Consider the following 24,813-nt stretch of genomic DNA (forward strand, 5'->3'; position numbering starts at 1 on the left):
GTCTCCGGTGTCATGGTGGCATCTCGGTTCGCTATTTCCGGGAGGATGGAAATAGCGGGCAAAATAAATCAGGCGGCGTTTTCCGCCCGGGTCGAGCATCCGGCGTCGGCACAGCACTCATCCACCAGGTAGCCGACGAGATCCCGCATCACCGGGTAGTTCGCCCGGCAGATGAGGGTCGTGGCCTGCCGCTCCTGCGTCACCAGTCCCGTCAGCAGGAGCCGATGGAGATGATGCGAGAGCGTCGACGGCGGGATGCCGAGGCGCTCCTGGATGTGTCCCACGGGCAGGCCCGCCTCCCCGGCGCGCACCAGCATGCGGTAGACCTCCAGGCGGGTGACGTTCCCGAGCGCTTCGAGTTGCTTGGCTGCTTGTTCGACTTTCATGGAAATAGGATGAGGGCGGCGACATCGTCCGTCAAGCGGTATTTCCGGTTTCATCGAAATAGCTTGCAACTCATGGTCAATTTGCCGCCACGCTGAAACCGGCCACTGGATCGGCGGTTCACCTCCTTAACATGTGTTAACCCAGGACGGCGTGTGCCACCGCGATGGGTCCGTCCGACAAGAACCCAAGGAGAGCATCGATGCCCCACGACGCCTCAGGCGCCGCACGCCTGCCCCATGTTAACGACCTTCATCCGGATGTCGCCACCTTCATGATCGCGCGCGCCTTTGCCGAGACCTATCGGGACGTGCTCGACGCTCCGATCCCGGATCCGCTCGTGGCCATCCTGCGCCAGATGGGAATCAGGGAGGCCGACCTTGACCGCGATGCAGCCTGAGCCGCACGTCGCGCTGATCGTCGAGGACGATCCCGACGTCCGGGCGCTTGCCGCCGTCCTGCTGGAGGAGACACCGCTCGACGTGGTGGAGGTCGAGAGCGCGGAAGCCGCGCTGGACTGCCTCCAGGAGCGCGGGGGCGAGGTAGCGATGATCTTCGCCGATGTCCGCCTGCCGGGAGAGATGGATGGGGTCCAGCTCGCGAAGGCCGCATGCACGCTCTGGCCGACGGTCAGGGTCGTGCTCACCTCGGGGGATCCCGGCGCGCTGTCCGATGACCTTCCGGACTGCGTTACCTTCATGCCGAAGCCGTGGCGTGGCCTCGACGTGCTGGTTCAGGCCGAGAAGGCCATCCATGACCCGCAGCCGCCGGTGACATGACATGGGACAGGATGCAACGAACGATCCCCCGTCGTCCTGCTGGTGGAGGACGAGCCGCTGGTCCGCATGACGGCCGCCGACGAGCTGGAGGAGGCGGGCTTCCAGGTTCTGGAGGCGGCGAACGCCGATGTCGCCATGGCGGTGTTGGAGGCGCGCTCCGATGAGATCCAGGTGCTGTTCACGGACGTGCACATGCCGGGCTCCATGGACGGCATGGAGCTTGCCGAGCAGGTGCACGCGCGGTGGCCGCATGTCCGGTTGTTGATCTCCTCTGGCTACGCCCGGCCTGGACCGGACGAGATCCCGGATGCCGGACGCTTCGTGCCGAAGCCCTGCCACGCTGCGACCATCGTCAGACAAATCCACGAGCTGGTGCACATGGCGGAAAGGTGAGGCAACGGCCGGGCCCGCCTTATGCGCCGCCGATCTCCTCAATGACGATACCTGTCCCACCGCAGATCGGGCATTCCTTGTCGCCGAGCTTCCCGGTGCCCTTGCACTCGCGGCAGACGTTCTCACCCGCCCCGGGGGTATCCAGCTCGGCTTGGTCCCCGGGATTGAGCTTCGGCTTGTGGGGGTGATCGTCACCTGACTTCTGGTCGGACATGGCCTTGGCTCCTGCATACGTCCGTCAGGGCAACGCCGCGACGAAGCCGAGGTTGCCCATCCGAGCCTGCCGATCCGTTCTACTCGGCCGCCTTGACCTCGTGCCTCATGGCTTCCGCGGCGAGGCGCCTGGATTCCTTCTCCGCCGCTTCCTTGCGCTCGCTGTAGCGGTCGGTGAGGTAGTCGGAGCGGTCGCGCGTCAGCAGCGTGAACTTCACCAACTCCTCCATCACGTCCACCATGCGGTCGTAGTAGGAGGACGGCTTCATCCGTCCGGCCTCGTCGAACTCCTGGAAGGCCTTGGCGACTGAGGACTGGTTCGGGATCGTCACCATCCGCATCCAGCGCCCGAGCACCCGCATCTGGTTGACGGCGTTGAACGACTGCGAGCCGCCCGACACCTGCATCACGGCCAGCGTCCGGCCCTGCGTCGGGCGCACGGCGCCCACGGAAAGCGGGATCCAGTCGATCTGCGCCTTCATCACCGCGCTCATGGCCCCGTGGCGCTCGGGGCTGCACCAGACCTGGCCCCCGGACCAGAGCGACAGTTCGCGAAGTTCCTGGACCTTGGGATGGTCGCTGGCGGTCGCGTCCGGCAACGGCAACCCGCGCGGATCGAAGATACGGGTCTCGCAGCCGAAGTGCCGGAGCAGGCGCTCGGCCTCGAGGGTGAGGAAACGACTGTAGGACCGCTCCCGCAGCGAGCCGTAGAGCAGGAGAATGCGGGGAGGGTGCGCCGACACGCGCTGCGGCTCCAGCTTGCCGAGGTCCGGCACGTTGAGGGCCGAGACGTCGATGTTGGGAAGGTCACTCACCGGGCTGGACTCCCCGCTTGGGTGCAGCGGAAGGCGGCCTGTGCCGCACGGCACCGCGCTCGTACCAGCCCTGGCTGCGGTTCACGATCCACACCACCGAGAGCATCACGGGCACCTCGATCAGAACGCCGACGACGGTCGCCAGCGCCGCGCCCGAGTTGAAGCCGAACAGGCTGATGGCGGCGGCCACGGCGAGCTCGAAGAAGTTCGAGGCGCCGATCAGGGCGGAGGGGCCGGCGACGCAGTGCTGCTCGCCCGCGATCCGGTTGAGCAGGTAGGCCAAGCCGGAGTTGAAGTAGACCTGGATCAGGATCGGCACGGCCAGCATGGCGATGATCAGGGGCTGGGCCAGGATCTGCTCGCCCTGGAAGCCGAACAGCAGCACCAGGGTGGCGAGCAGCGACACCAGCGACAGCGGCTGCAAGACCCGGAGCAATCCGGTCAGGGACGCCTCGCCACCGCTGGCCAGCAGGCGCGAGCGCAGGAACTGGGCGAGGATCACCGGGATGACGATGTAGAGCACGACCGAGAGCACGAGCGTGTCCCACGGCACGGTGATGGCGGACAGGCCGAGCAAGAGGCCGACGATGGGCGCGAAGGCCACCACCATGATCACGTCATTGAGAGCCACCTGGCTCAGCGTGAAATGAGGCTCGCCCTTGGTCAGGTGGCTCCACACGAACACCATCGCCGTGCACGGTGCGGCCGCCAGGATGATCAGGCCGGCGATGTAGGAGTTGATCTGGTCGGCGGGCAGGTAGGGCCTGAATACGTAGCCGATGAACAGCCAGCCGAGCGCCGCCATCGAGAACGGCTTCACCGCCCAGTTGATGAACAGGGTCACGCCGATGCCGCGCCAATGCTCGCGCACCCGCCCGAGCGAGGCGAAGTCGATCTTGATCAGCATCGGGATGATCATGAGCCAGATCAGCGCCGCCACCGGCAGGTTGACCTTGGCGACCTCGAGCGCGCCGACGGCGTGGAAGAACCCGGGGAAGACGTGGCCGAGGGCGATGCCGGCGACGATGCACAGGGCGACCCAGAGGGTCAGGTAGCGTTCGAACACGGACATGGGAAAATCCTTCAGGCGGTCGCCACGCGGCGGCCGTGCTCGTCCACCACGCGCTCGCCGTCCTCCTTGACGAACTCGCCCTGCTGCGGCGGCAGGAGGTCGAGAACGGCCTCGGACGGACGGCACAGGCGCACGCCCTTGGGGCTCACGACGATCGGACGGTTGATCAGGATCGGGTGCGCCATCATGGCGTCGAGGAGCTGGTCGTCGGGCAGGGACGGATCGTCGAGCCCGAGCTCGTGGTAGGGCGTGCCCTTCTCGCGGATGACATTGCGGACCGGGACGCCCATGCGGTTGATGAGCTGCCGCAGCAGGAGCCGCGTCGGCGGCGTCTTCAGGTACTCGATGACGTGCGGCTCGATCCCGGCATTGCGGATCATCGCCAGCGTGTTGCGGGACGTGCCGCAATCCGGGTTGTGGTAGATGATGACGTCCATGGCAGATCCTCAGGCGGAGCGGCGGTCGAAGGGGAGAACGGCGGCGGGGGTCGCGCCCTCGAGGCGGCCGATCTCCCGCAGGTGATGGGTGAGGGCGACCTGGTCGAGGCTCGCCATCGGCAAGGCCATGAAGACGGAGATGCGGTTCTTCAGGTACTTGAAGGCCTGGACGAAGGCCCGCTCCTTCTCGATGTCGGAACCCTCGACGACGGCGGGATCCGCGATGCCCCAGTGGGCGGTCATCGGCTGGCCTGGCCAGACCGGACAGGCCTCGCCCGCGGCGTTGTCGCAGACCGTGAACACGAAATCCATGGCGGGCGCATCGGACATGGCGAACTCGTCCCAGCTCTTCGAGCGGTAGCCCTGCGAGGGGTAGTCGAAACTCTCCAGCACCTTCAGGGCGAACGGGTTGACCCTGCCCTTTGGCGTGCTTCCGGCCGAGAAGGCGTTGAAGCGTCCGGCGCCGTCCTTGCGCAGGATGCCCTCGCCCATGATCGAGCGGGCTGAGTTGCCCGTGCACAGGAACAGAACGTTGTAGGCACGGTCAGCCATGGGCTTTCTCCTTGGGAGGGCAGCAGGGCGTCAGGGCGTCGACGAGAGGGGCGCACACGTCCGGGTGTCCGCCGCAGCAATCCTTGAGCAGGAAGGTCACGACCTCCCGCAGGCGGTCGAGATCGGCGCGGTAGATGATCGAGCGGCTGCGGCGCTCGGAGCGGACGAGGCCCGCCCGGGACAGGATCCCCAGGTGTGAGGACATGGTGTTGTGAGGAACCGCCAGCTCCCGGGCGACGTCGCCCGCAGGCAGGCCGTCGGGTTCGTGCGTCACCAGGAGGCGGAACACGTCAAGGCGGGTCGGCTGGGCGAGGGCTGCGAGGGCGAGGATGACAGCATCTGATTCCATATGTCGAGACTTATGGAATTACTATCGGAAATGCAAGTGCAGATCCTCTCAACACAGCTTCTTGCAAGGGCCGCTAATGGCACCGGGCGGACCTTAGCCGAAATTCCGCATTGGCGGCGTGAGCTGACCCTCATAGGCAAGAGCTCAATGGCTCAGGTTGACCCGAAGCGGAATCTCCTCCGATTTGGCGTGCTGTGCCTGAGCAGGATGATTAGCGTCTGGCAGCCTTCTGATGCTTGTGTGGTCACTTGTGGCCCTGCACGCAGTCCGTGGACAGGCGACCATGGCCGCTGTCGATGGAGGAAAGCCGAGGCCGATCTCATATCCTCGGCCCACCGCCCTCTCCGGATTCAGGATGGGCCGGTTACTTTGGCATCACCCAACTGCTCGGGCGCGTGAACCCTTCGCCGGTCTCCTTCAAATCGCAGCCGAGACGGGCGCAGACGTTTCCTGCTCACCCATCCGTACCGGGCGTCAGTGGCCGGATTGTGCGTATCGGCACCCAGCCCACCTCCTGACCGACAGGGACAAGCAAGGCGCGGCCACGGTCCATTTTCTCGACTTGGCACGTGATCGCCCTCTTCTCGCCGACAGGTCGGTAGATCACTGTTGCGCCAACATACAACTGGTCTTCCTTGGCAAAGTTGAAGCTGGTGGCGGCAGCCCCGCGCCCCGAGGCCGTTTGCTCTTCCTGCGTTGCCTCCGTGGGGCGGCCCAGGGCCTCGAAAACGAGGCGAGCCACCTCGCGATGGCGGTCGCTCACGACCCTGAGCGCGGTACGGGTGCGATCCGGGTACCAGGAGCCCCCGATCCTCGCGAGGAGATCTGCTACGATCTCGACCTGATCTTCAACCATTTTACATCACCTTTTTCAGCATGCCCGCGGTCGGGATCGTTTCGATGGTCTCTTCAGCGGCGGACGAACGCCTGCAACGATAGGGCACGTTTCGCCTTGCATCGGTAGGCCGCATCGTGCGCTCGATCCTGCTCGACAAGCTGGTCAGGCCGATCATCGACAGGAAACGGTGCAAGTAGCCGGCTTTGGTAGGCGCCGCCAAGCGGGTGCTTTTGAGCCGGCCACCCTGGCCGACAGGAAGGCTCGCCCAGTCGATGTCCTGATACCCGTATGGCGGCTGGCAAAAGGCCACGCGTTCCGTATAGCCCACATAGCCTGGATCGCCGGGGGGCGATACAGAACCGGCTTTACGCCCGCTCGGCGGGGACGACGTCTTCCGGTATATCCGGTCCGTGTCCAGCACCGTTCCGAGATAGCGGCCGTGGATGTCGACAGCCTCGCCGTCCTTCCACGGGAACCAGCCGATCCATTTCCCTTTCGCATTGAACAAATAGCGGTCGTTGCGATGGAGGCGGAAGGCAACCCATTGACCGGACGAGTCGAAAAAGTGCTGAACTTTCGTTGCCGCTGTTCCACCCTTCGCCGGCTTGGACGGAGTATCAGGGGCTTCGACAGAGAGTACCTGCGAGGGGGCGCTCGCCTTTTGCGGCGGTTTTCCCGAGGGCGCCGCGGGAGCGGTCGAGTTTTTTTGCGGAAGACGTGCCTGGGCGGCCGCGCCCACAGGCTCCAGGCCTAGATCCGATGCGGCGGTGGCCACCTTGGCGGCCTGAGCGCCTGGTCGCCGTTCCGTGCCGCTTGATGCAACGGCCGCGTTGAGCCGCAGCGATGTTCCGCCATTCCGATACGGCAGGGCTTGACCTGTCCTTGACCAAGTACCGATTTTTGGACGGCCGGTTTGAGACGGCAGTGACTGGAGCGTGTTTGTGGAGATCCAGCCGATCTCCCGGCGCACGGGGACAAGGTACGCGCGGCCGCGCTCGATCTTCTCGACCGTGCAGATGGTCGTCCGCGTATCACCTGGAGGACAGTAGGTAACCACGGTGCCAACGGGGATCTCGACCCTGTCAGCGGGGCCCGACCCCACGTCCTGCCCGGTCGGTTCCGGGGTTAGGCCCAAAGCCTCATTGCGCGCCGCGTCCCTCCGGCGAAGCTCAGCGAGGATGAGACGCGCCACGTCGCGGTGGCGGCTGGAAGTTCCATTGGGAGCAGGGCGCGGCCTCTCCGGATGCCAGGATCCCCCGATCCTCGCGAGTAGCTCAGCCACAAGGTCGATGTCTCGTACTATCATTTGCTTCATCATCTCGAAAGACACGCCATGATGAGCCATTTACGAAAACTAAACCAAGGTTTGTGGTGAACAGAGTTAATTCCTAAGGATCGGTATTGTCTCAGTGCCGCCAACAAGCAGAGCAGAAGAGCAGCAGACCTCCAGCATTCGAGCGGGCCCGAGCCTCTGATGCCGGAACGAACGGGCTCGACGAGGACAGACCAACGGTGGCAGAGATTGTCGCTTCACGCGCCGAACCAGTCGGTCATCGTCGGCCCTTGTGACCGAAGAGGCTCTGCGGCTTACACGGCCTTGCCGTTCATGGTTTGCTCAACCCAAGCTCTGACTTCTTCCGCTGTTTTGAAGTGCGGCGCATCACGAACGTTGCATTTACCGAACCCAGCCTCCAAGTGCCACAGCCCTTTTACCGAGGATCGTGGCAGTGGCCGTTGAGGCGGACGAACACAGCGGCGAACTGATGATTAACTCTAGGCCGGAGCATTCACTGCAAAGGACCGCTTCTGGCACATCCGAGACTTTGGCTAATTGTCAGCTTCCGAGAGGAATGCGGAAGTTCTCCGTAGAGTGACGACCGCCCTCCTGAGGTCGCTAGGATTAACAGTCGGAGCCTGCGCTGAACGACAAGGCCGATACCGCCTTGTCGCAGTGCTTGACTAAATTATCAGCGAAACTCTGCTCCCGCACTGACAGCCGAGATGCCTCCCGACTAACCAAGAGCACAACGGCCACGCATCCGTTGCCGCCAGCACTACCCCTGCCGGTGTTGGGTAAGAGTCAGTCGAAACTAGTTTGCGCGGAACGCCTGGGGCAGCCTCGTTCGAGACTTGGATGAACCTATTCGATCATAGCAACTAAGTAGCGGATGGCGCTGAAAGCCGTTTGGAGCGGCTCCGAACAACTTTTCACTTCTGGAAGGGAATGCTCCAGGTCATCTCGCTTTGATGGGCGTGGCGAGGCTCTAATGCGGTCGCTTTTCCGGCAATGTTCCCTCAGATCGTGGTTATCGCTGAGGCCAGACGAGGCTTGTGAAGCAGGCTAAAGGGAAAGCTCGTTTCCTCGGTGGGATTGGGCTTGTTTACGGTGCTCCTCCACCAGTTCGATCATAGCCATAAGGTTTCGGGCGGCCTCCTCGTCTGACTGCCCGCGGGCCAGGAGCCCGCGATAATGTGGGGAAGTGGCCGTGCGCTGTCCCTCAGAGTCCATCCCGTATTCGATGATCACCGGCTTCGTCCTCGTACCCATAGTCATGAAATAGGTAAGCCTACCTGGTTTGCGAGCCTCTTCGCGAATGAAGGAGCCCTAGGGTCTGATGCGGCCTCGAGATCAAGGTCCTACCATAGCCCTCAATCTTCATTCGGTAGAATGAACTGCCGACGCCCTCACTTGCCGACAAACTAATAGGTGCCGCACAGGCCTATTTCGAAAAAGCAGGAGGGGCGGGAGACTAACCTCCCACCCCTCTGGCGTTCTTTATCAAAACCACCTGCTGCAGCCCACCAGCTTACGTCCATCGAGGGAAAGCTGTCACTCGCTCACATATCCTCCCGCCGAAACAGCGGGAGGAAGAACTATAGCTAGCAGAAAGGAAGTAGCAGGCCCCGAAAAGGCAAATTTTTGGCTGTAGGTACACATACAGCACACTACTCTTCGCAGGTCCGTTCACCGGCTGCCGCCCCGTATTTTTGACACCTTTAACGCCTTCCCCTCTGCATCACGCCGCATTTCCCTGAGAAAGCGGAGTGATGCCGATTATGAGTGAGGTCGAGGATGACCCTGGATGGTTTTGACATCCTATGGGTGTCGTCACATCTGCTTGCCAACACGCTCAGGTTCACGGCCGGACAAACATTGGGTGTATGACACAAAGTTGCATTACTTGATTGCGAGGCTATTAGAGCCCCGCTGAGCGACTTTTCGGGTCGGGAAGGGAATGTTCAAGGCCACCTCAAATAAGGGGCGCTGTTGGCGCTCTAATGAGGTCGGTTTCTGAGCACCCTCTCCGCGAGAGTGGCGTGTCCGCCACGGTGGCAAGTTTTCTCCCACAAATGACAGAAGGCCGCTGCAAGCGGCCTTTGTCGTAGTTTGTCAGCCCCTCAAGGGTGCGCTAGATTTTGCCTTCGTTTGAGGCGCCGTTAGCGAGATTCTCGCCAACCTATGTGAGCGTCCTCACTCACGTAAGAATGCACTAGGGTTTACGAGCACCCCGTCGTGCTGCCACACTAATAATAGGGGGTCAGGCATATTTGTGTGTATGTAGAATGGCTTAACTCTCGGAATATTCCAAGAGCATTATTCCGACCGATGCAACACGGAATAAGTGCTCACATAACCCGCAACTCCTCGCGACACCGCCGTTCTAATCGCTTCCCACATTTTGTGGCGACCATTCTAACCTTCGCCGATGCCGGGGAGGCCGTTTCGCAGATGAACGCCTGATACGCCCACAAGTCTCACGCCGCCAGATTTGGCAGTCCGACCGCAAGGAGCCGATCAACCAGCGCATCCACGGCTGCTTCGGCCCGGGCGAGCGAAGACTGGAGACGCACGTCAGAAAACTCATCGTATTCGGCCGCAGCCGTTTCGACCTCGGTGATGCCGACGTACCCGAAAGCAGTTCGGATGCTCGACTCGACGTGGTTCATAGGGTGACTGCGCTCACCGGGATCATAACCATAGTCCCCTCGCGAGCTCAGGATGATGAGGCGCTTACCGTATTCCGTGAGAAGCGGCCAGTAGGGATCGCCCGGGCGCGAGCGGTCAAACCCGAAGGTGCGCCCGACCCTGACGATGTTGTCGATGTATGCCTTGAATTGCGCCGGAGGGCCGAAGTTGTACATCGGCACTCCGGCGACGATCAGGTCAGCGGCCAGCAACTCCTCAATCAGGGCATCGCTTTCAGCGAGCACCTCCTGCATCCATGACTCGCGCTGTTCTGGTTTTGTGAAGGCCGCGTGGATCCACCGTCCTGTCACTGGCTGCGGCGGCGTCTGCCCGACATCCCGATAGATGATCCGGTCGTTAGGCCGCGCCACAGCCCACCGTTCAACGAACCGCGCTGTCAGCCGGCGAGTATGTGATCCGAACCGGTCCCGGTCGGATCGCCCGGGCCGTGCACTTGCGTCGATGTGGAGGATTGTCGCCATGAAGATCTCCTGAGGACTGAGAGGTGCTTTCCTGTCGGCCCCTGCCACGGGATGAGCCAAGCTCATCTTATGCTGTCGTGAAGAGCCGGCCTGATGAAAGGCTTGACCGGATTGTGGCGTCGGATCTGACGTCCGACAAAATCGAATTGCTCAGTCGTTGGATGAGTAAAATTCAGCTATAGGTCGGTCCATGAGAAAACTGCCGCCCCTTGCCGCCCTGCGGGCCTTCGAGGCCGCCGCCCGTCACCTGAGCTTCAAACGGGCTGCTGACGAACTCGCCGTCACGCCAACGGCCATTAGCCATCAGATCCGGCTTCTCGAGGAGACGCTTGGGCAGAAGCTGTTCGAGCGTCGCACGAGGCGCGTGATCATGACGCCAGCGGGCCAGACTCTGTTCGCCCCGTTGCGAGACGGCTTCGACACCATCGCTCAGGCAGTTGAGCGGGTCTCGGCGTTCAAGTCTGCCACGACGGTGACGCTGACATCCACAATGGCATTTACCTCAAAATGGCTTGTGCCCAAGGCGGCAGCATTCCGCGCCAGGTTTCCCGGATTAAATCTGCGGTTGCTTGCGTCAGACGATGTTATCGATCTCAGAGCGGGCACAGCCGACATTGCGGTCCGGTACGGCACCGGCACGTATCCCCGTTGCCGTTCAGACCTCCTGTTTCAGGAGACATTCGCGCCGGCTTGCAGTCCGCGCCTCAATATCTGCGATCCGACGGCTCTTGATGATCATGCCCTCATCCACAGTGAGTGGCGGCTGATCGACGAGGGGACACCCCTCTGGCCACGCTGGTTTGCCGAGGCAGGTCTTCCCTACCGGCGACGAGGGAGCGACATCGTCTTCACCGACGAGACCCATGCCATCCAGGCTGCTGCGTCCGGTCAGGGGATTGCGCTGTCCGGTCTTACTCTGATTGCTGACGAATTGGCGAATGGTACGCTTGTCGTTCCTTTCGGGCCGTCGCTCGCGGGGCATGGATTCTACGTCGTAACCCCCGAAGGACACGCCGATGGTCACGTTGAAGCCGTACGGGAATGGTTGATCGACGAAGCTGCCAGCCTCCGGAGCAGGAGATCGAACTTAATTCCTTAAAAACGAGCGAACCCCGTCGGAAATGACCAGGCGTCCTCCCAGAAACACCAACAGACTTCCCATGATCCCATCTACCCTACCAGTCGCCGGGCTCGGCTGTAGCGACGCTCAATGATCGGCAGACCGTCGAACCCGGTGAGGAAACTCCAGCAAGCAACAGACGATCTCAGCTTGGTTCAGAACCAGGGGCGGGACACGCAACCGCGCGAGCGACCGCGAAGCTGTCCTCGAAGAGGCGGAAGCGGACGATCCGTCCGGCCTTGACGGTGAAATCGAACGCGAACTCGGAGCGGATGAGCTTGCCCGTGCTCTTCACGCGCGACTCCAGATAGCCGAGGGCGACGGCCCGGTCATCCTGCACGACGATCTGTGAGACGTCGAAGCGTTCGGAGGTCACCCGCGACCGGAGTTGCCGATAGAACTCGGCGACCCCTGATTTTCCTGTCTTGCGCCCGATCCACGGAACCACCGCCGTGTCCCCGGCGACGAACCAGTCGACATTCTCGCTGACCATATCCGCGATGTGCTCGGGGCTTGCTCCCGAACCGGCACGGCGAAAGAACTCCTCGACTACGTCGCGCGTCGTCTCCGTCATGGCATCTCCTTTGTGTTTCCTGAAGGACAACGACTGCGATCCACCGGATTCAATCGACGACGCTCATGCGATGCTTCGAAACTCCACATCCAGGCAGGCCGATCGAAACGGCATTCGGTAGCAATGGCCACTAGACGGCCGATTAACCCTCGGAGCACAAGACGCAGTCATCCGGCGTCCGTCGCGTGTTCTTGGGCGGCAGCTAGGCTGCGACCTCTCCACGGAGGAGGCGAACGCGATCGTGATCCTCGCCGGTGAAGTCCGGATCGACATAGATGTACGTGCGGCGGATCAGAAGCCCGTCGAATTCGAACACGTTGCAGAACAGCCCTTGTGATACTGTGCCATCAGGCCAGTGAACGCCCCTCCGCGTCACCCCCCATTCCTTTCCCTCGACCGCGATCGTGTCGCCGGCGACAATGAAATTCAGGCCGTCGATGTCATGTTCAAGGCTCGCCAGATGCTTTGCCAGCCGCTCACCAAACGTGATGACGGCCTCTTTGCCGCGTGCAGGGCCGAACTTCGGAAAGAAGAACTCCACATCATCGGTGAACAGGTCAAGGAGGGACGGATCCCTCGCATCAACCCGCCTGAAGTAGCTCCTGATCGTCTCAATCCGGGCATTCGTCTGCGTGTCTTCGGCCATGGGACACCCTTTCTGTAACCTTCGCTACAGAAATGGTGTAGGATCCTTGAACCCACGGGTCAATGGCTTTATGTAAAAACAACTACAGAAAGGATCCGCATGTCCAACCGGGGACGTCCCCGCAGCTTCAGCCGCGACACCGCGCTTCAGCGCGCTATGGAGGTGTTCTGGGCCAAGGGTTATGAGGGCGCTCAGCTCGTTGACCTCACGACTGCCATGGGGATCAACCCACCGAGTTTCTATGCTGCGTTCGGCTCCAAGGAGGCGCTGTTCCGTGAGGCGGTCGACCTCTACTTGGCAACGGTCGGCAGCGGCAGCATGCGGGCGCTTGAGGAAGCTGCCGACGCCCGGGGTGCGATTGAGGCAATGCTTCGCGCGAGCGCGGAGATAGCGCTTACCCCTTCCTCCGGGGGCTGCATGCTGATCCTCGGCCTCGTGAACTGTCTGCCTGAGAACCAGGGGGTGAGGCAGTATCTGGTCGGGCTCAGGCGCGAGACGGTCAACCGGATTCGACAGCGGCTCGAGCAAGGGATCCGTGATGGCGATCTTCCGGAGGACACGGACGTGTCCGGCCTTGGAGCCTTCTATGCGACCGTCATGCAGGGTCTGTCGCTGCAAGCCCGCGATGGCGCCGCTCGCGACGACCTTCTCGGCGTGATTTCGGCTGCAATGGTGCCTCTGACTGTAGCTACCTCGTCGTCGGAGAGACGGATGGCCACGAACCCGTCCCCACGCTGCTAGTCCCGACGAAATTGCCCTTGCCGCTACGCGCGCATCGAACGTGCTTGCGTCGGCTGGCGTTCCTGGCGCGAATGCACGAAGGCACCGATCGTTCGAAGGTAGGTGGACAGCTCTTCCACGAACCGCCGGACCTTCATGGGAATGTAGCGGTTCGACGGATACACCGCATGGACCTGATGGGGCGCGTAGCTCCATCCCGGGAGTACGTATTCGAGCCTGCGGTCGGCCAGCAGCGGATCAAACAGCTTCCCGTGCATGAGTCCGATCCCGAGGCCGGCGACCAGGGCTTCGCGCATCAGCAGTGCATTGTCGGTGCGGAAGGTCGAGCGAACGGGAACTTCCACGTGCTCACCGGCCGGTCCGATGAGGGTCAATGTTCCACCGGCGACCTGCTGGGAATGGATGATGTACTCGTGACCCGTCAGATCCGACGGATGTTGCGGCCTCCCATTGCGCGCCAGGTAGTCCGGTGCCGCAGCCAGGCGGCGCTCCACCATGCCGAGAGGCCGCACGATCAGGCGGTCGTCGGAGATCGGGCCTAGCCGGACGGCAACATCAACCCGCTCCGCGACGACGTCGACGAAGCTGTCGCTCAACGAGACGTCGAGCACCAGGTCCGGGTGGGCCCGCTTGAACTCGATGAAGAAGCTCGCCAGGACCGTGCCTCCAAGGCCGACCGGGGCGCTGACGGCCAGACGCCCGGACATGGCCTGATCGACGCCGCGGACCGTGCGGTCGGCCTCGTCCACGCGCTCGAGGATGTCCCGGGCCCGCTCAAGATAGGTTGCGCCCGCGTCGGTCAGCGTGACGTGGCGGGTGCTCCGGTTGAACAGCCGCACTCCGAGGTGGGACTCCAATCCCCGGATCTGCTGGCTGATCGATGGCTGGCTGAGTCCTGAATCCTGCGCGGCTGCCGAGAAGCTGCCGAGTTCACAGATCCGGACAAAGCTGGCCAGTGCCGTGAGGCGATCCATTCGATCCTCCGTCAACGCCCCGTCGATAGGAAAAAGCTATCAATGCTATAGAATGGACGGCACTACTAACGCCAGAGGCTATGGAAGATGATCCGTCGCAACCGCAGGCCGTTCCCTGCGCCCGACAACCTGAGGTCCTTCCATGACTCCTTCACGCCGCTCGATCATCGCCGCGCCTGTTCTCGCCGGCACCGCCGCCGTTCTTGGTGCATCCGGTCCGGCACCCGCTCATCCCTCACCTGCGGAGCAGGGTTATGGCCTTCCGAGCCGCAGGATCGGCTCGGTCAAGGTCACTCCGCTGCTCGACGGCTACATCGACGTCCCGCCGGATCAGGTCCTCGGGGCCGATCCGAGGGATGCCGCAAGCTTGGCTGCGGCGGCATTCCAGGGGCCGGGCGCGCGCCGGATCCCGGTCAATGCCTACCTTGTCAGGATCGGCGGCCGGTTGGTTCTCGTCGATACGGGTGCAGCCACCGGCATGGGGGCGACCCTCGGGCATCTCCCGGCAGGTCTTCAGGCGGCCGGCGTGATGCCGGACCAGGTGGATGCGGTGCTCATCACCCACATGCATCCCGACCACATCAACGGTGCCCTGACTCCTGAGGGCCATGCGGTGTTCCCGAATGCCGAACTCATCGTCCCGGACGTCGACTATGCCTTCTGGCACGATGACGCCAATCTGAGCCGGGCCCCGGAGGAGATGAAGCCGCTCTTCCTGGGAGCCCGGAAAGTCGCTGACGCATATGCGAACCGCCTGTGGCGGTTCGCAGGTGAGGGCGAGATCATCGGCTCGATCCGTTCCGTGCCTCTGCCGGGCCACACGCCCGGGCATGCAGGCTTCATCCTGGAGGCCGATGGTGAGGGATTGTTCATCTGGGCCGACGTGGTCCATGTGGCCACATATCAGCTTGCCCGGCCGGACTGGGGCCTCGCGTTTGACACCGATCCCCCCATGGCTGCCGCGACCCGCAGGCAGGCGCTCGAGCGCGCGTCCGGTGACCGGATGCTGGTTGCCGGGATGCACCTGCCGTTCCCCGGCTTCGGCCATGTGGCGCCCGAGGGAACGGGCTATCGGTTCGTTCCCGCTGAATGGGACTATGCCTCCTAGGTCGATCCGGCTGCCTCCCGTGCGGAAAAGTGCTGTTGTCAGTCAGGCGAAGCGTCTGCACCTCCGCCGACGAGAAGCCGCCGCAGGATCTTCAGTGCCTCCACCAGCAGGTCCTGGGATGGTGACGCCAGCGCCAGCCGCACCGCGTTGGGGGCATGGCCGGGACCGACCGCGAAGGCCTCGCCCGCGGCGACGGCGATGCCATGCCGGGAGGCCGCCGCGACGAAGGCATCCGCCCTCCAGGTGTCCGGCAGTTCCAGCCAGAGGTGATAGGCGCGCGGATCGCTTCTGACGGCAAAGCCCTTCAGGATCCGGCGGGCGGCCGCCTGCCGGGCGGACGCATCCGCTCGCTTGGCCTGGTGCAGGCGGGCGGCGGTTCCGTCCATCATCCAGCGCGTCCCGGCCGCCAGGGCAAAGCCCTGCGCCGCCCAGGCGCCGGAGCGGACGGCGGCGACGAGCCGGTCGGCGAGGGCGGGCGGGGCGGCGATGAACCCGAGCGTGAGTCCCGGGGACAGGCGCTTCGAGAGGCTGTCGACCAGGATCACCCGTTCGGGCGCGAAGGCGGCCAAGGGACGCTCGTCGGCCAGGAAACCGTAGATGGTGTCCTCGATCGCAACGATCCCGGTGGCCTCAAGGAATGCGGCGACGTCCCTGCGCCGGGCGGCGGGCATGGTGATGCCGAGCGGGTTGTGCAGGGTAGGCTGAAGGTAGAGGCCGCTCAGGGGTGCGGCCGCGTGCGCCCGGCGAAGGGACTCCGGCACGAGACCGTGTTCGTCAATGGCCAGCGGAACCAGGATGATTCCGAGCTGCCGGGCGATGGTCCTTACCTGCGGATAGGTGATCGCCTCCACGCCGATGCGGTCCCCCGGCCCGGCGAGGGCCGTCAGGGCCGCGCCGATGGCCTGCCGCCCATTGCCCGCAAACAGAAGGCAGTCGGGATCGGCGGTCCAGCCACCCCGGGCGAGAAAGCCTGCCGCGACGGCTCGGGCGTGTTCCGTGGCCCGGATCCCCACCGGGCGCAGCGCCTCGGCCATCCGCTGCGGGTGCAGGAGATCGGCCAAGGGGGCCGCGAGGGTCTCGGCCTGTCCGGGCAGCACCGAGAAGTTCAGCTCGAGATCGACGGGCGCGTCCGCCGGCTCGGCAAGGGTCGCCTCCGGCTGGGTCTGCACGTGCCGGACGAAGGTCCCGCGCCCGACCTCGCCCATGATCAGCCCGCGCCGGAGCAGCTCCCCGTACACGCGGCTCGCGGTCGAGGCGGCGATGCCCTGCCGATGGGCGAACTCCCGCTGCGGCGGCAGGCGCTCGCCCGGCTTCAGGCGCCCGGCGAGGATATCGGCAGCGACGGTGTCGGCGATGGTGCGGAAGTCGTTCACGGCAGAGTTGCTCCGAGTGCAATGTATCGATTGCACCGAGGCGGCACCCTGGGGCAAGGTCGTCGCCGATGCAAGCAGGAGTTCCCGCCGCCATGATCGCCCCCGCCAGTCTGGCCGCCTTCGCCCTCGTGGCCCTCGGCATGGTGCTCACGCCGGGGCCGAACATGATCTATCTGATCACGCGCTCGATCATGCAGGGGCGCCTGGCCGGGTTCATCTCGCTGCTCGGCGTGATCCTCGGCTTCGTGGTCTACATGCTGTGCGCGGCCTTCGGCCTGACGGCGCTGCTGCTCGCCGTGCCGTTCGCCTATGAGGTCATCCAGTGGGCGGGCGCGGCCTACCTGCTGTACCTGGCCTGGAACGCGGTCAGGCCGGGCGCCCGCTCGGTGCTGGAGCCCCGCTCGGACCTGGCCGTTGATGGACCGGGCAAGCTGTTTGCCATGGGGTTCGTGACCAACCTGCTTAATCCGAAGATCGCGGTCCTCTACCTGTCCCTGTTGCCGCAGTTCGTCGATCCCGCACAGGGTCACGTCCTGCTTCAAAGCGTGGTGCTCGGGTTCACGCAGATCAGCGTGAGCTTTACGGTCAACCTCTGCATCGTCTTGGCCGCAGGATCGGTGGCGGCGTGGTTTGCCGGCCGCCCCACATGGCTGAAGGCACAACGCTGGGCCATGGCGGGCGTGCTGGCCGCACTGGCGGTCCGGCTGGCGCTCGACCGGCGTGTGGCCTGATCCCTGCCGAAGGCAGGCCGCTCACGGGCCATCGACGTCATGCGAGGCGTTCCGGCCTCGCATGATCGTGCAGAAGCAGCCTTCGGCCCGCCGGATCCGGGCAGCCTATGGGTTCGCGATCCGGTTCATGAACTGCCGGATCCTCTCCGCGATCGGCCAGACATCCTCCTCGAGCGCGAAGTGGCCGGTGTCGAACAGGTGGATTTCGGCATCGGGCAGGTCCCGCCTGAAGGCGTGCGCCCCCGCGACCTGGAAGATCCCGTCGTTCTCCCCCCACACGACCAGCGTCGGTGGTTGATGCTTGCGGAAATAGGCGTGCCACTCGGGATAGCGCGCGGGATTGGAGCCGTAGTCGAACAGGAGCCGCAACTGGATCTCCTGCATTCCGAGGCGGTCGAGCAGCGCCTGGTCGAGGATCCAGTTCTCCGGCGCGATGGCGGCCGCATCCCGCACGCCGTGCAGGTAGTGCCACTTAGTCGACTGGAGACTAAGGAGCTTCTGCGCGATGAAGCCCGCCCGTTCCGGCGTCGGATCCTTCCAGTAGGCGCGTAGCGGATCCCAGAGCTGGCCCATGCCCTCCTCATAGGCATTGCCGTTCTGGACGATCAGCGCCCGGACGCGGTCGGGATGCCTTGTCGCCATGCGGAAGCCGACCGGCGCGCCATAATCGAAGACGTACAGGCCGTAGCGGTCGAGGCCGAGCGTCTCGGTGAATCGGTCCATCGTCAGCGAGATCCGGTCGAAGGTGTAGTCGTACGCGTCAGGCGAGGGCACGGCGCTGGCTCCGAAGCCCGGGTAGTCGGGCGCGATCACCCGGAAGCGGTCGGCCAGCAGCGGCATCAGGTGACGGAACATGTGCGAGGAACTCGGCAGGCCGTGCAGGAGCAGGATCACCGGAGCGTCCTTGGGACCCGCCTCGCGGTAGAAGATGTCGACGCCATCCACGCTCACGGTCCGATGGTGAATGGCTTCGGGCGCGGATCGGGCTGACACCGCCGCTGATGCTGCGGATGGGGCCGGACCTTGCGCCAGCGCGGGAGCGGCAAACCCCATGACGGCCGCGAGGAGCGGAGCCGCCAGGATTGGTCCACGGGAAGCATAGGGTGAAGTCAACATGGCTGGTGCCTTTCGTTCAGAACCAGTAGCGGGGATAGTCGGCGCGTCCGGTGACACGGTGGTAGGCGTACGCCACCGCCACCAGCGTCAGGGCACCGGACAGCACCGGGGTGAGCAGGAACGACCAGTCCGGCATCGCCAGCATCACGAGAAGCGGATCGGCTCCCGCAGGCGCATGGGTGGTGCGGGTAGCGAGCATGACCGCGATGGCCAGGCCGACGGCCAGCGCCATCGTCCATGCTGAGACGCCGAGCAGGGTGCCGATTGCGAGCCCGATCGCCGAGGCGATGACATGTCCGCCGACGATGCTGCGCGGCTGCGACAGCGGGCTGTCCGGCAGGGCGAAGGCCAGCACGCATGTGGCCCCGAACGGCGCCATGACGAAGGCAAGCCCCGACCATTGTGCCAGGGAGAACAGGACCAGGGTCGCGATCGCACCGCCGAGCCCCGCGAGAAGGACTGCCCGCGGGGAGGCCAGGGGCGGAAGGGCGCTCGCCGGACGGAATTGGCTCAAGGGTGGCTGGGCATTCATCGTCAGGTCTCCTGTCGGATCAGAGGTCGAGGGTGAGGTGGTCGGTCAGCGCCCGCGAGACGCATGTGCACATCAGGCCGGCACGGATCCGTTCCACTTCGGAGAGGGCGCTGTCGCGGTGGTCGGGGATGCCGTCGAGAACCTTCGTGGCGCAGGTGCCGCACGTGCCGACGCGGCAGTCGTAAAGGGGATCGGCTCCGGCCCCGATGAGGGCATCGAGAACGGTCTGGTCGGGCGCGGCGGTGACGGTCCTGCCGGTCCGGGCGAGACGCACCTCGATCGGTCGGTCACCTTCGCGTGTCGTGCCCGCTGCAAATCTCTCCGACCTGACGCGATCTGGCGGGAAACCCAGCATCTCCGCCTGCCCGTGCACAGCCGCGATCAGGGAGGCGGGGCCGCAGACGTAGATCACCGCGTCCGGCGGCGCTCCCATCAGGACCTTGCCGACGTCCAACGGCGTGGGCGCGGCATCCCGGCTGAAGTAGGTCCTCAGGCGGTGTCCGAGCCGAGTCTCGAAATCCTGCCGCAGCGCCATCTCGTCCGGGGTGCGGGCCGCGTAGTGGAGCTCGAGCGGGCGGCCGGAGGCGAGCAGGGTCAGCGTCATGGCGCGGATCGGAGTGATGCCGATCCCGCCGGCGATGAGCACGCTCGGTCTCCGGTCATCGTGGAGTTCGAACAGGTTGCGGGGCAGGCCGCAGCGGACAACCGTACCGAGGCCATAGTCCCGATGAACGCCAACCGAGCCGCTGGCGCCCGTATCCTCGCGCAGCACCGCGATCTCGTACACGTGACGGTCGGCCGGATCGCCCACCAGAGAATAGGTGCGGATCTGCTCCCTGCCGTCAGGGAGGCGGACGGGAACGGTGAGATGTGCGCCCGCATTCCAGGCGGGCAGATGACCGCCGTCGGCCGCCCGCAGCTCGTAGGCTCGGATCCGCGGCGTCAACTGGCGCATGCCCGCGACCACCAGCTCCAGCGGGCCGCTGCCGAGCGCCTGCACGTTCGAAGCCGTCGTCCGCAGGGCATCGCTCTCGGCCGTGACCTGCGCAAGCTGCTGCCGCAGCGGCGCGACGAGCCCGGCGATCTCGTCCTCGGTGAAGCGGGGCGTGATGTGCTGCGGGCAGTTCCAGTCGAAGGCCTCGACCGTCATCACCACGGCGCGCTCGACCCGGGCTCGATAGGTCGGGACCTCGAGACGGGCGAGGAGAGCCGGATCCTCGCTCTCGTGAACGATGCGCGCCCGCGCCCAGACCTTCAGACGGCGGCGGTTCGGGTAGTCCATCAGGATCAGGGCGACGCGGCCGTCGGCATTGATGTTGCCCGTGCTGATGTACTGGACGTTGCCGCGGAAGTCGGCATAGCCGATCGTGCGGTCATCGAGCACCTTGAGGAATCCCTTCGGGCCGCCGCGGAACTGGACATAGGGCCAGCCGGTCTCGCTCACGCTCGCCTGATAAAAGCCGTCCCGCGCATGGATGAATTCGGCCTCGCGGTCGGTGAGGACGTCGCGGCGGTCCTCCGCCTGTTCGAAGCCGGCATTGGCGGCGCGGCTGCCATAGCGGGCCTGCGCTGCCTGGACGCTCGGCGTGAAAGTGATCTCGGCGAAGGCTCTGGCCATGGCTCGCGTGCTCCGTGGATGGACAGGAGGAGAGGGGACGATCGGGAAGGCTTGCCGCCCGTCCTCATCCGTACATGTGGAAGGAGGTGTCCTGCGGCAGGCACGTGAATTCGAGCCGGTTGCCGCTTGGTTCGCGGACCATGCAGTGGATCTTGGGGCCTGAGCCGTTCCGCTCCGGCGCGAACTCGACGACGGCCCCAGGCCACGTGGTCGCGCGCTCGTGGATGGCATGAAGGGTTGCCCGGTCTGCGACGCGGAAGGCGAGGTGGTGGAGACCGACATTGCGATGCCGGTCGAAGGGCACATGGTCAGCCTGGTCCTTGACCTGCCAGAGCGTCAGCCGCGTGGCGCCGTCCGTCACGGAGGCGGCCGGGTAGGCGGGGTTCTCCCCCAGCGGGGTCCAGCCGAGGCAATCGGTGAAGAAGGTGCGGGTTGCGGCAAGATCGCGGACGGTGAGGCCGACATGGTCGACACCGGACGTCAGAGCGGCTTTGGTCATCGTGCTTGTCCAGAAGGGGTGACAGGGTGGGCGGACGCCGGAGGGAAGCGTCCGCCCGGGCGGGCCCGGGGGCAAGGGTCCGCGTCAGGTGGCATCAGGCGGCTTGCCTGAGAGCCACCTTTGGGAAGTCGATCTCGATCCGGCTCGCCTTGCCGAGGATGTTGGTGAGCAGGTTCATGCCCACGTGCACGATGATCTCGACGATCTCGGCCTCGCCATAGCCGGCTTGGCGCACTGCCTCGATCTCGGCGTTCGTCACTTCCCCTTTGTGCTCGACAAGCGCGCGGGCGAACGCAACGGCCGCTCCCGCCTTGGCGTCCTGCGAGGTGCCCTGCCGGTTAGCCTCCATCTCGTCGCCCGTCAGGCCGGCACTGTGGCCGATAGCCGTATGGGCCGACAGGCAGTACTCGCATGCATTCTGCTCGGCCAGCGTCAGGGCGATGCGCTCGCGGGTCTTGGGATCGAGGCTGCCCTGCTCGGCGATGCCGTACAGGCCCAGGAAGGAGCCGAGGGCGGCCGGCGAGTGGGCGAGCACGCGCAGGAAGTTCGGCGTCATGCCGAGCTTCGCCTGGACGGCATCGAGGAGGGTCTTGGCCTCGCCGGAGGCGGTGGCGGGATCGACGGCGGGAATGCGGGCCATGGAGGTGTCCTTTCAGAGCGATCCGAACGGCAACGGCCGCTCGTTGGGAGGACAATGATCCTTGTAATGGGCGAGATGAATTCCCATTCTTGGCAATGGATCATTTCTGATTGGGGAATAATTGGCCGTGGACAGGTTGCAGGCGATGACGGTGTTCGTGGCCGTCGCGGAGGAGGAGGGTTTTGCCCCGGCGGCGCGGCGGCTGGCCCTGTCGCCTCCCGTGGTGACGCGGGCGGTCGCCGCCCTCGAGGCGCGGATCGGCACCCTGCTGCTCCACCGCACCACCCGCAACGTGCGCCTGACCGAGGCCGGCACGCGCTACCTGGAGGATTGCCGGCGCATTCTGTCCGAGATCGACGAGGCGGAGGAGATGGCGGCGGGTTCGCACCGGGAGCCGCAGGGGCAACTGGCGGTCACGGCCTCGGTCCTGTTCGGGAGCATGTACATCGCGCCGATCCTGCTCGACTTCCTCGGCCGCCATCCCCGGGTGAGCGCCCGCACCCTGTTCGTCGACCGGATGGTGAACCTGATGGAGGAGGGCCTCGACGTGGCGGTGCGCATCGCCCATCTGCCGGATTCGGGGATGACGGCGCTGAAGGTGGGATCGGTCCGGCGCCTCGTCTGCGCCTCGCCCGGCTATCTCGCCGAGCACGGCATCCCGCAGGAGCCCGCCGATCTGGCGCACCATCGGACCGTCGCTTTCCAGGGCGTCACTCCCTCTCCGGAGTGGTCGTTCCAGGTTGGCGGGTCGGAGGTGAAGGTCCGGCCGTCGCCGCGCCTGGAGGTGAACACGGCCGAGATGGCGATCACCGCCGCCGTGCAGGGACACGGGCTGACGCGGGTGCTGTCCTACATGGTCGCCCCGGAGCTTGCCGCCGGGCGGCTGAAGATCGTGCTGGCCGAGCACGAGCCTGCGCCGGTGCCGATCCACCTCGTGCACCGGGAGGGCCGGCAGGCCTCGGCCCGGGTGCGGGCCTTCGTCGACTTCGCGGCACAACGGCTCCGCGCCGACGGTTCCATCAACTAAAACCGGGCGCACGCATCACTCGGCGGCCGGAGCAGCCTCCGTTGGCGAGTGCGTCCTCCACAACGACCATCCGAGGTTCATGCCCGCGGCGGCCAGGAGGATGGCGGCAGCTCCTGCGACCTGGGCGAGATGCAGCCGGTGGCCGAAGGCGACGACGTCCACCCCGATCGCCACCACCGGATAGACGAAGGTGATCGAGCCGGTGAGATGCGTCGGCAGCCGCTGGATCGCGCCGTACTGGAGCGTGAACATCAGGCCCGTGTAGACGACGCCGAGCACCGCGAGCGTGCCCCACGTTCCGGCATCCTGCGGCAGCTCCGTCAAGTCCGCGAAGGGCAGGAGCATCACGGTACCGACGCAGACCTGGATCAATGCGATCAGGTGCGGCGGGGTGCCGGCGAGCTTCTTGGTGAAGAGCGCGGTAAGCGCATAGAAGAACGCCGCCCCGAACGCCATCAGGATACCGGTGAGGTAGTCGGTGCCGACATAGCCGACGGCGGGCTTGGCCTGCACGATCAGCAGCACGCCGACGAAGGCAAGCCCGAGCCAGAGCAGCTTGGTCGCGGTCAGCCGCTCGGCCAGGAACAGCGCCCCCAGCCCGACCAGGATGAAGGGCTGGGTGCTGTAGACCGCGGTGGCGACGGCGATCGAGGCCCGCGCGTAGGAGCCGAACAGCAGCAGCCAGTTGACCACGATGGCCACGCCGCCAAGGGCCGAGAGGAGCAGGACGCGGCGGTCGAGGATTCCCCGCAGCAGGCCGAGGGCGGCGCACACGACCAGCAGGGCGGCCGCCCCGAAGACGCAGCGCCAGAACACCAGGGTCAGCACGGGCTGGCCCGAGAGCACGACGAACCAGCCGATGGTGCCCAGGATCACCATGGCGACGGTCATCTCGATGGTCCCGCGCGTCTGTTCACTCATGTCGCTTCCTCCGGCAATTCCAGGGGACCAGAGTCGAATATTTACCGCCCGGCTTCCATGGCTTAAGAAAGCCTGATGGGCGCGTCTGCCTAATTTAATTAAGCGATGATGCTATCTGACCTAACGGAGAAGCTGATGCTCGATGACATCGACTGCGCGATCATGGAGATCCTGCTCCGGGATTCTCGTGCCTCGCTCAAGGAGTTGGCCCAGGCGGTCGGGCTGTCGTCACCGAGCGTGTCGGAGCGGCTGCGGCGGCTCGAGGAGCGCGGGGTGATCCGGGCCTTCACGGTCGAGATCGACCCGAAGGCACTCGGCTTCCCGATCCAGGCGATCGTACGGATCAAGCCCCTGCCGGGCAAGCTGCACGTGGTGCAGAAGCTCATCGAGGAGACGCCGCAGTTCGGCGAATGCGACAAGGTCACCGGCGACGACTGCTTCGTCGCCCGCCTGTACGTGCGCTCGATCGAGGAACTCGACGGATTGCTCGACCGCATCGCCGACAAGGCCGAGACCAGCACCGCGATCGTCAAGGCGCAGCCGATCCGCAGGCGTCCGCCGCCGCTCGCGCAGGCCTAGGGGATACGGTGCCGTTGTCACATAATGTCGTTCGACCAGCACTCGCCTAACGAAGTCGATGAGGTGCGACTGAGACCCCTGATCTCTGTGGAGGCGGTGTAGCCGGGCACGAAGCCCGACTTCACGTTGGATCACGTCCGCAAACGACCTCAGTGACGCTGCCATCCCTGGACGGTCAGGACGACGAGAGCCATGATCGAGGCGAAGGTCGCAAGCGGCCATGCGGTGTCGCCTTGCAGCAGGATCACGACCAGCGTTCCGCCGATGCTCACGATCAGGCTCTGGACGCAGAAATGCAGCGCCACCGCGGACCCCGCGATATCCCCGAACTTC

At 64.9% G+C, this 24,813-nt stretch carries 29 protein-coding genes and 1 pseudogene; 9 read left to right on the plus strand and 21 right to left on the minus strand.

Annotated features, from left to right (window positions below; translation table 11 throughout):
* Positions 1-68 precede the first annotated feature (68 nt).
* Complete coding sequence (locus ACS5Q0_RS24050; RefSeq protein ID WP_473129179.1) at positions 69-386, minus strand: ArsR/SmtB family transcription factor; 318 nt, start codon at positions 384-386, stop codon at positions 69-71.
* A gap of 200 nt (positions 387-586) precedes the next feature.
* On the opposite strand from ACS5Q0_RS24050, the gene ACS5Q0_RS24055 reads away from it, so the two are divergent.
* The 3 genes from ACS5Q0_RS24055 to ACS5Q0_RS24065 are packed head-to-tail and all read left to right on the plus strand — an operon-like array spanning position 587 to position 1,556.
* Entirely contained in the window at positions 587-784 is a 198-nt protein-coding gene (locus tag ACS5Q0_RS24055; RefSeq protein WP_473129180.1) for a hypothetical protein, read from the plus strand.
* A complete protein-coding gene (locus ACS5Q0_RS24060) occupies positions 774-1,163 on the plus strand; it encodes a response regulator (RefSeq protein ID WP_473129208.1) in 390 nt (129 codons plus the stop codon). The genes ACS5Q0_RS24055 and ACS5Q0_RS24060 overlap by 11 nt, the downstream gene beginning before the upstream one ends.
* A 42-nt stretch (positions 1,164-1,205) precedes the next feature.
* Complete coding sequence (locus ACS5Q0_RS24065; protein ID WP_473129181.1) at positions 1,206-1,556, plus strand: response regulator; 351 nt, start codon at positions 1,206-1,208, stop codon at positions 1,554-1,556.
* 19 nt (positions 1,557-1,575) lie between these two features.
* Here ACS5Q0_RS24065 and ACS5Q0_RS24070 read toward each other — a convergent pair whose 3' ends face one another.
* From ACS5Q0_RS24070 to ACS5Q0_RS24110, 9 genes are all read right to left on the minus strand, one after another.
* A complete protein-coding gene (locus tag ACS5Q0_RS24070) occupies positions 1,576-1,770 on the minus strand; it encodes a hypothetical protein (RefSeq protein WP_473129182.1) in 195 nt (64 codons plus the stop codon).
* Between the two features lie 79 nt (positions 1,771-1,849).
* On the minus strand, positions 1,850-2,584 hold the full coding sequence (gene arsH, locus ACS5Q0_RS24075; RefSeq protein WP_473129183.1) for an arsenical resistance protein ArsH: 735 nt from the start codon (positions 2,582-2,584) through the stop codon (positions 1,850-1,852).
* Positions 2,577-3,656 (minus strand): ACR3 family arsenite efflux transporter, encoded by a 1,080-nt coding sequence (gene arsB, locus ACS5Q0_RS24080; RefSeq protein WP_473129184.1) that lies wholly within the window; start codon positions 3,654-3,656, stop codon positions 2,577-2,579. Before arsB ends, arsH begins: the two co-directional genes overlap by 8 nt.
* 11 nt (positions 3,657-3,667) lie before the next feature.
* Positions 3,668-4,093, minus strand: coding sequence for an arsenate reductase (glutaredoxin) (gene arsC / locus ACS5Q0_RS24085; RefSeq protein ID WP_473129185.1), 426 nt, complete (start codon positions 4,091-4,093; stop codon positions 3,668-3,670).
* Positions 4,094-4,102: 9 nt separating this feature from the next.
* Positions 4,103-4,645: an arsenate reductase ArsC gene (locus tag ACS5Q0_RS24090; protein ID WP_473129186.1), complete on the minus strand. Its 543-nt coding sequence runs from the start codon at positions 4,643-4,645 to the stop codon at positions 4,103-4,105.
* Positions 4,638-4,994 carry an ArsR/SmtB family transcription factor gene (locus ACS5Q0_RS24095; RefSeq protein WP_473129187.1) on the minus strand — a complete coding sequence of 119 codons (357 nt, stop codon included), beginning with the start codon at positions 4,992-4,994 and terminating at the stop codon, positions 4,638-4,640. Before ACS5Q0_RS24095 ends, ACS5Q0_RS24090 begins: the two co-directional genes overlap by 8 nt.
* Positions 4,995-5,448: 454 nt before the next feature.
* Positions 5,449-5,850, minus strand: coding sequence for a hypothetical protein (locus ACS5Q0_RS24100; protein WP_473129188.1), 402 nt, complete (start codon positions 5,848-5,850; stop codon positions 5,449-5,451).
* Between the two features lies 1 nt (position 5,851).
* Positions 5,852-7,024 (minus strand): hypothetical protein, encoded by a 1,173-nt coding sequence (locus ACS5Q0_RS24105; RefSeq protein ID WP_473129189.1) that lies wholly within the window; start codon positions 7,022-7,024, stop codon positions 5,852-5,854.
* Between the two features lie 2,564 nt (positions 7,025-9,588).
* On the minus strand, positions 9,589-10,281 hold the full coding sequence (locus tag ACS5Q0_RS24110) for an FMN-dependent NADH-azoreductase (protein WP_473129190.1): 693 nt from the start codon (positions 10,279-10,281) through the stop codon (positions 9,589-9,591).
* 190 nt (positions 10,282-10,471) lie between these two features.
* Here ACS5Q0_RS24110 and gcvA point away from each other — a divergent pair, with 190 nt between their 5' ends.
* Positions 10,472-11,380, plus strand: coding sequence for a transcriptional regulator GcvA (gene gcvA, locus ACS5Q0_RS24115; RefSeq protein WP_473129191.1), 909 nt, complete (start codon positions 10,472-10,474; stop codon positions 11,378-11,380).
* A 166-nt stretch (positions 11,381-11,546) separates the two neighbouring features.
* Here gcvA and ACS5Q0_RS24120 read toward each other — a convergent pair whose 3' ends face one another.
* Together ACS5Q0_RS24120 and ACS5Q0_RS24125 are read right to left on the minus strand one after the other, a co-directional pair.
* Complete coding sequence (locus tag ACS5Q0_RS24120) at positions 11,547-11,975, minus strand: nuclear transport factor 2 family protein (protein ID WP_473129192.1); 429 nt, start codon at positions 11,973-11,975, stop codon at positions 11,547-11,549.
* 202 nt (positions 11,976-12,177) lie between these two features.
* Entirely contained in the window at positions 12,178-12,621 is a 444-nt protein-coding gene (locus ACS5Q0_RS24125; protein WP_473129193.1) for a nuclear transport factor 2 family protein, read from the minus strand.
* Between the two features lie 99 nt (positions 12,622-12,720).
* Here ACS5Q0_RS24125 and ACS5Q0_RS24130 point away from each other — a divergent pair, with 99 nt between their 5' ends.
* Positions 12,721-13,362 (plus strand): TetR/AcrR family transcriptional regulator, encoded by a 642-nt coding sequence (locus tag ACS5Q0_RS24130; protein ID WP_473129194.1) that lies wholly within the window; start codon positions 12,721-12,723, stop codon positions 13,360-13,362.
* Between the two features lie 23 nt (positions 13,363-13,385).
* Here the strand turns inward: ACS5Q0_RS24130 and ACS5Q0_RS24135 are convergent, their stop codons facing one another.
* A complete protein-coding gene (locus ACS5Q0_RS24135; RefSeq protein ID WP_473129195.1) occupies positions 13,386-14,336 on the minus strand; it encodes a LysR family transcriptional regulator in 951 nt (316 codons plus the stop codon).
* 142 nt (positions 14,337-14,478) lie between these two features.
* Between ACS5Q0_RS24135 and ACS5Q0_RS24140 the strand changes: the two genes are divergently transcribed.
* Complete coding sequence (locus ACS5Q0_RS24140) at positions 14,479-15,444, plus strand: MBL fold metallo-hydrolase (RefSeq protein WP_473129196.1); 966 nt, start codon at positions 14,479-14,481, stop codon at positions 15,442-15,444.
* A 38-nt stretch (positions 15,445-15,482) separates the two neighbouring features.
* Here ACS5Q0_RS24140 and ACS5Q0_RS24145 read toward each other — a convergent pair whose 3' ends face one another.
* Positions 15,483-16,817, minus strand: coding sequence for an aminotransferase-like domain-containing protein (locus tag ACS5Q0_RS24145; protein WP_473129197.1), 1,335 nt, complete (start codon positions 16,815-16,817; stop codon positions 15,483-15,485).
* Positions 16,818-16,909: 92 nt separating this feature from the next.
* Between ACS5Q0_RS24145 and ACS5Q0_RS24150 the strand changes: the two genes are divergently transcribed.
* Positions 16,910-17,548 (plus strand): LysE family translocator, encoded by a 639-nt coding sequence (locus tag ACS5Q0_RS24150; protein WP_473129198.1) that lies wholly within the window; start codon positions 16,910-16,912, stop codon positions 17,546-17,548.
* Between the two features lie 105 nt (positions 17,549-17,653).
* On the opposite strand, the gene ACS5Q0_RS24155 is transcribed toward ACS5Q0_RS24150, so the two are convergent.
* From ACS5Q0_RS24155 to ACS5Q0_RS24175, 5 genes are all read right to left on the minus strand, one after another.
* Positions 17,654-18,664 carry an alpha/beta fold hydrolase gene (locus tag ACS5Q0_RS24155; protein ID WP_473129199.1) on the minus strand — a complete coding sequence of 337 codons (1,011 nt, stop codon included), beginning with the start codon at positions 18,662-18,664 and terminating at the stop codon, positions 17,654-17,656.
* A gap of 16 nt (positions 18,665-18,680) precedes the next feature.
* Complete coding sequence (locus ACS5Q0_RS24160; protein ID WP_473129200.1) at positions 18,681-19,196, minus strand: HPP family protein; 516 nt, start codon at positions 19,194-19,196, stop codon at positions 18,681-18,683.
* 19 nt (positions 19,197-19,215) lie between these two features.
* Positions 19,216-20,814: a 2Fe-2S iron-sulfur cluster-binding protein gene (locus ACS5Q0_RS24165; protein WP_473129201.1), complete on the minus strand. Its 1,599-nt coding sequence runs from the start codon at positions 20,812-20,814 to the stop codon at positions 19,216-19,218.
* Between the two features lie 64 nt (positions 20,815-20,878).
* Entirely contained in the window at positions 20,879-21,313 is a 435-nt protein-coding gene (locus ACS5Q0_RS24170) for a VOC family protein (protein ID WP_473129202.1), read from the minus strand.
* Positions 21,314-21,407: 94 nt separating this feature from the next.
* A complete protein-coding gene (locus ACS5Q0_RS24175) occupies positions 21,408-21,953 on the minus strand; it encodes a carboxymuconolactone decarboxylase family protein (RefSeq protein WP_473129203.1) in 546 nt (181 codons plus the stop codon).
* A gap of 127 nt (positions 21,954-22,080) precedes the next feature.
* Here ACS5Q0_RS24175 and ACS5Q0_RS24180 point away from each other — a divergent pair, with 127 nt between their 5' ends.
* Positions 22,081-22,980: a LysR family transcriptional regulator gene (locus ACS5Q0_RS24180; RefSeq protein ID WP_473129204.1), complete on the plus strand. Its 900-nt coding sequence runs from the start codon at positions 22,081-22,083 to the stop codon at positions 22,978-22,980.
* 15 nt (positions 22,981-22,995) lie between these two features.
* On the opposite strand, the gene ACS5Q0_RS24185 is transcribed toward ACS5Q0_RS24180, so the two are convergent.
* On the minus strand, positions 22,996-23,901 hold the full coding sequence (locus ACS5Q0_RS24185; RefSeq protein WP_473129205.1) for a DMT family transporter: 906 nt from the start codon (positions 23,899-23,901) through the stop codon (positions 22,996-22,998).
* Positions 23,902-24,036: 135 nt separating this feature from the next.
* On the opposite strand from ACS5Q0_RS24185, the gene ACS5Q0_RS24190 reads away from it, so the two are divergent.
* Positions 24,037-24,480, plus strand: a complete 444-nt coding sequence (locus ACS5Q0_RS24190) for an Lrp/AsnC family transcriptional regulator (RefSeq protein WP_473129206.1) — start codon at positions 24,037-24,039, stop codon at positions 24,478-24,480.
* 149 nt (positions 24,481-24,629) lie between these two features.
* On the opposite strand, the pseudogene ACS5Q0_RS24195 reads toward ACS5Q0_RS24190, so the two are convergent.
* Positions 24,630-24,813: pseudogene (locus ACS5Q0_RS24195) on the minus strand (CmlA/FloR family chloramphenicol efflux MFS transporter); the annotation flags it as partial.

The organism is Microvirga sp. HS2 (assembly GCF_055792805.1).

Excerpts from the sequence above, each read along its gene's own strand:
- ACS5Q0_RS24050 (WP_473129179.1), bottom strand. The coding sequence starts at position 386 with ATGAAAGTCGAACAAGCAGCCAAGCAACTCGAAGCGCTCGGGAACGTC.
- ACS5Q0_RS24055 (WP_473129180.1), top strand. The coding sequence starts at position 587 with ATGCCCCACGACGCCTCAGGCGCCGCACGCCTGCCCCATGTTAACGAC.
- ACS5Q0_RS24060 (WP_473129208.1), top strand. The coding sequence starts at position 774 with ATGCAGCCTGAGCCGCACGTCGCGCTGATCGTCGAGGACGATCCCGAC.
- ACS5Q0_RS24070 (WP_473129182.1), bottom strand. The coding sequence starts at position 1,770 with ATGTCCGACCAGAAGTCAGGTGACGATCACCCCCACAAGCCGAAGCTC.
- arsB (WP_473129184.1), bottom strand. The coding sequence starts at position 3,656 with ATGTCCGTGTTCGAACGCTACCTGACCCTCTGGGTCGCCCTGTGCATC.
- arsC (WP_473129185.1), bottom strand. The coding sequence starts at position 4,093 with ATGGACGTCATCATCTACCACAACCCGGATTGCGGCACGTCCCGCAAC.
- ACS5Q0_RS24090 (WP_473129186.1), bottom strand. The coding sequence starts at position 4,645 with ATGGCTGACCGTGCCTACAACGTTCTGTTCCTGTGCACGGGCAACTCA.
- ACS5Q0_RS24095 (WP_473129187.1), bottom strand. The coding sequence starts at position 4,994 with ATGGAATCAGATGCTGTCATCCTCGCCCTCGCAGCCCTCGCCCAGCCG.
- ACS5Q0_RS24100 (WP_473129188.1), bottom strand. The coding sequence starts at position 5,850 with ATGGTTGAAGATCAGGTCGAGATCGTAGCAGATCTCCTCGCGAGGATC.
- ACS5Q0_RS24110 (WP_473129190.1), bottom strand. The coding sequence starts at position 10,281 with ATGGCGACAATCCTCCACATCGACGCAAGTGCACGGCCCGGGCGATCC.
- gcvA (WP_473129191.1), top strand. The coding sequence starts at position 10,472 with ATGAGAAAACTGCCGCCCCTTGCCGCCCTGCGGGCCTTCGAGGCCGCC.
- ACS5Q0_RS24120 (WP_473129192.1), bottom strand. The coding sequence starts at position 11,975 with ATGACGGAGACGACGCGCGACGTAGTCGAGGAGTTCTTTCGCCGTGCC.
- ACS5Q0_RS24125 (WP_473129193.1), bottom strand. The coding sequence starts at position 12,621 with ATGGCCGAAGACACGCAGACGAATGCCCGGATTGAGACGATCAGGAGC.
- ACS5Q0_RS24130 (WP_473129194.1), top strand. The coding sequence starts at position 12,721 with ATGTCCAACCGGGGACGTCCCCGCAGCTTCAGCCGCGACACCGCGCTT.
- ACS5Q0_RS24135 (WP_473129195.1), bottom strand. The coding sequence starts at position 14,336 with ATGGATCGCCTCACGGCACTGGCCAGCTTTGTCCGGATCTGTGAACTC.
- ACS5Q0_RS24140 (WP_473129196.1), top strand. The coding sequence starts at position 14,479 with ATGACTCCTTCACGCCGCTCGATCATCGCCGCGCCTGTTCTCGCCGGC.
- ACS5Q0_RS24150 (WP_473129198.1), top strand. The coding sequence starts at position 16,910 with ATGATCGCCCCCGCCAGTCTGGCCGCCTTCGCCCTCGTGGCCCTCGGC.
- ACS5Q0_RS24155 (WP_473129199.1), bottom strand. The coding sequence starts at position 18,664 with ATGTTGACTTCACCCTATGCTTCCCGTGGACCAATCCTGGCGGCTCCG.
- ACS5Q0_RS24160 (WP_473129200.1), bottom strand. The coding sequence starts at position 19,196 with ATGAATGCCCAGCCACCCTTGAGCCAATTCCGTCCGGCGAGCGCCCTT.
- ACS5Q0_RS24165 (WP_473129201.1), bottom strand. The coding sequence starts at position 20,814 with ATGGCCAGAGCCTTCGCCGAGATCACTTTCACGCCGAGCGTCCAGGCA.
- ACS5Q0_RS24170 (WP_473129202.1), bottom strand. The coding sequence starts at position 21,313 with ATGACCAAAGCCGCTCTGACGTCCGGTGTCGACCATGTCGGCCTCACC.
- ACS5Q0_RS24175 (WP_473129203.1), bottom strand. The coding sequence starts at position 21,953 with ATGGCCCGCATTCCCGCCGTCGATCCCGCCACCGCCTCCGGCGAGGCC.
- ACS5Q0_RS24185 (WP_473129205.1), bottom strand. The coding sequence starts at position 23,901 with ATGAGTGAACAGACGCGCGGGACCATCGAGATGACCGTCGCCATGGTG.
- ACS5Q0_RS24190 (WP_473129206.1), top strand. The coding sequence starts at position 24,037 with ATGCTCGATGACATCGACTGCGCGATCATGGAGATCCTGCTCCGGGAT.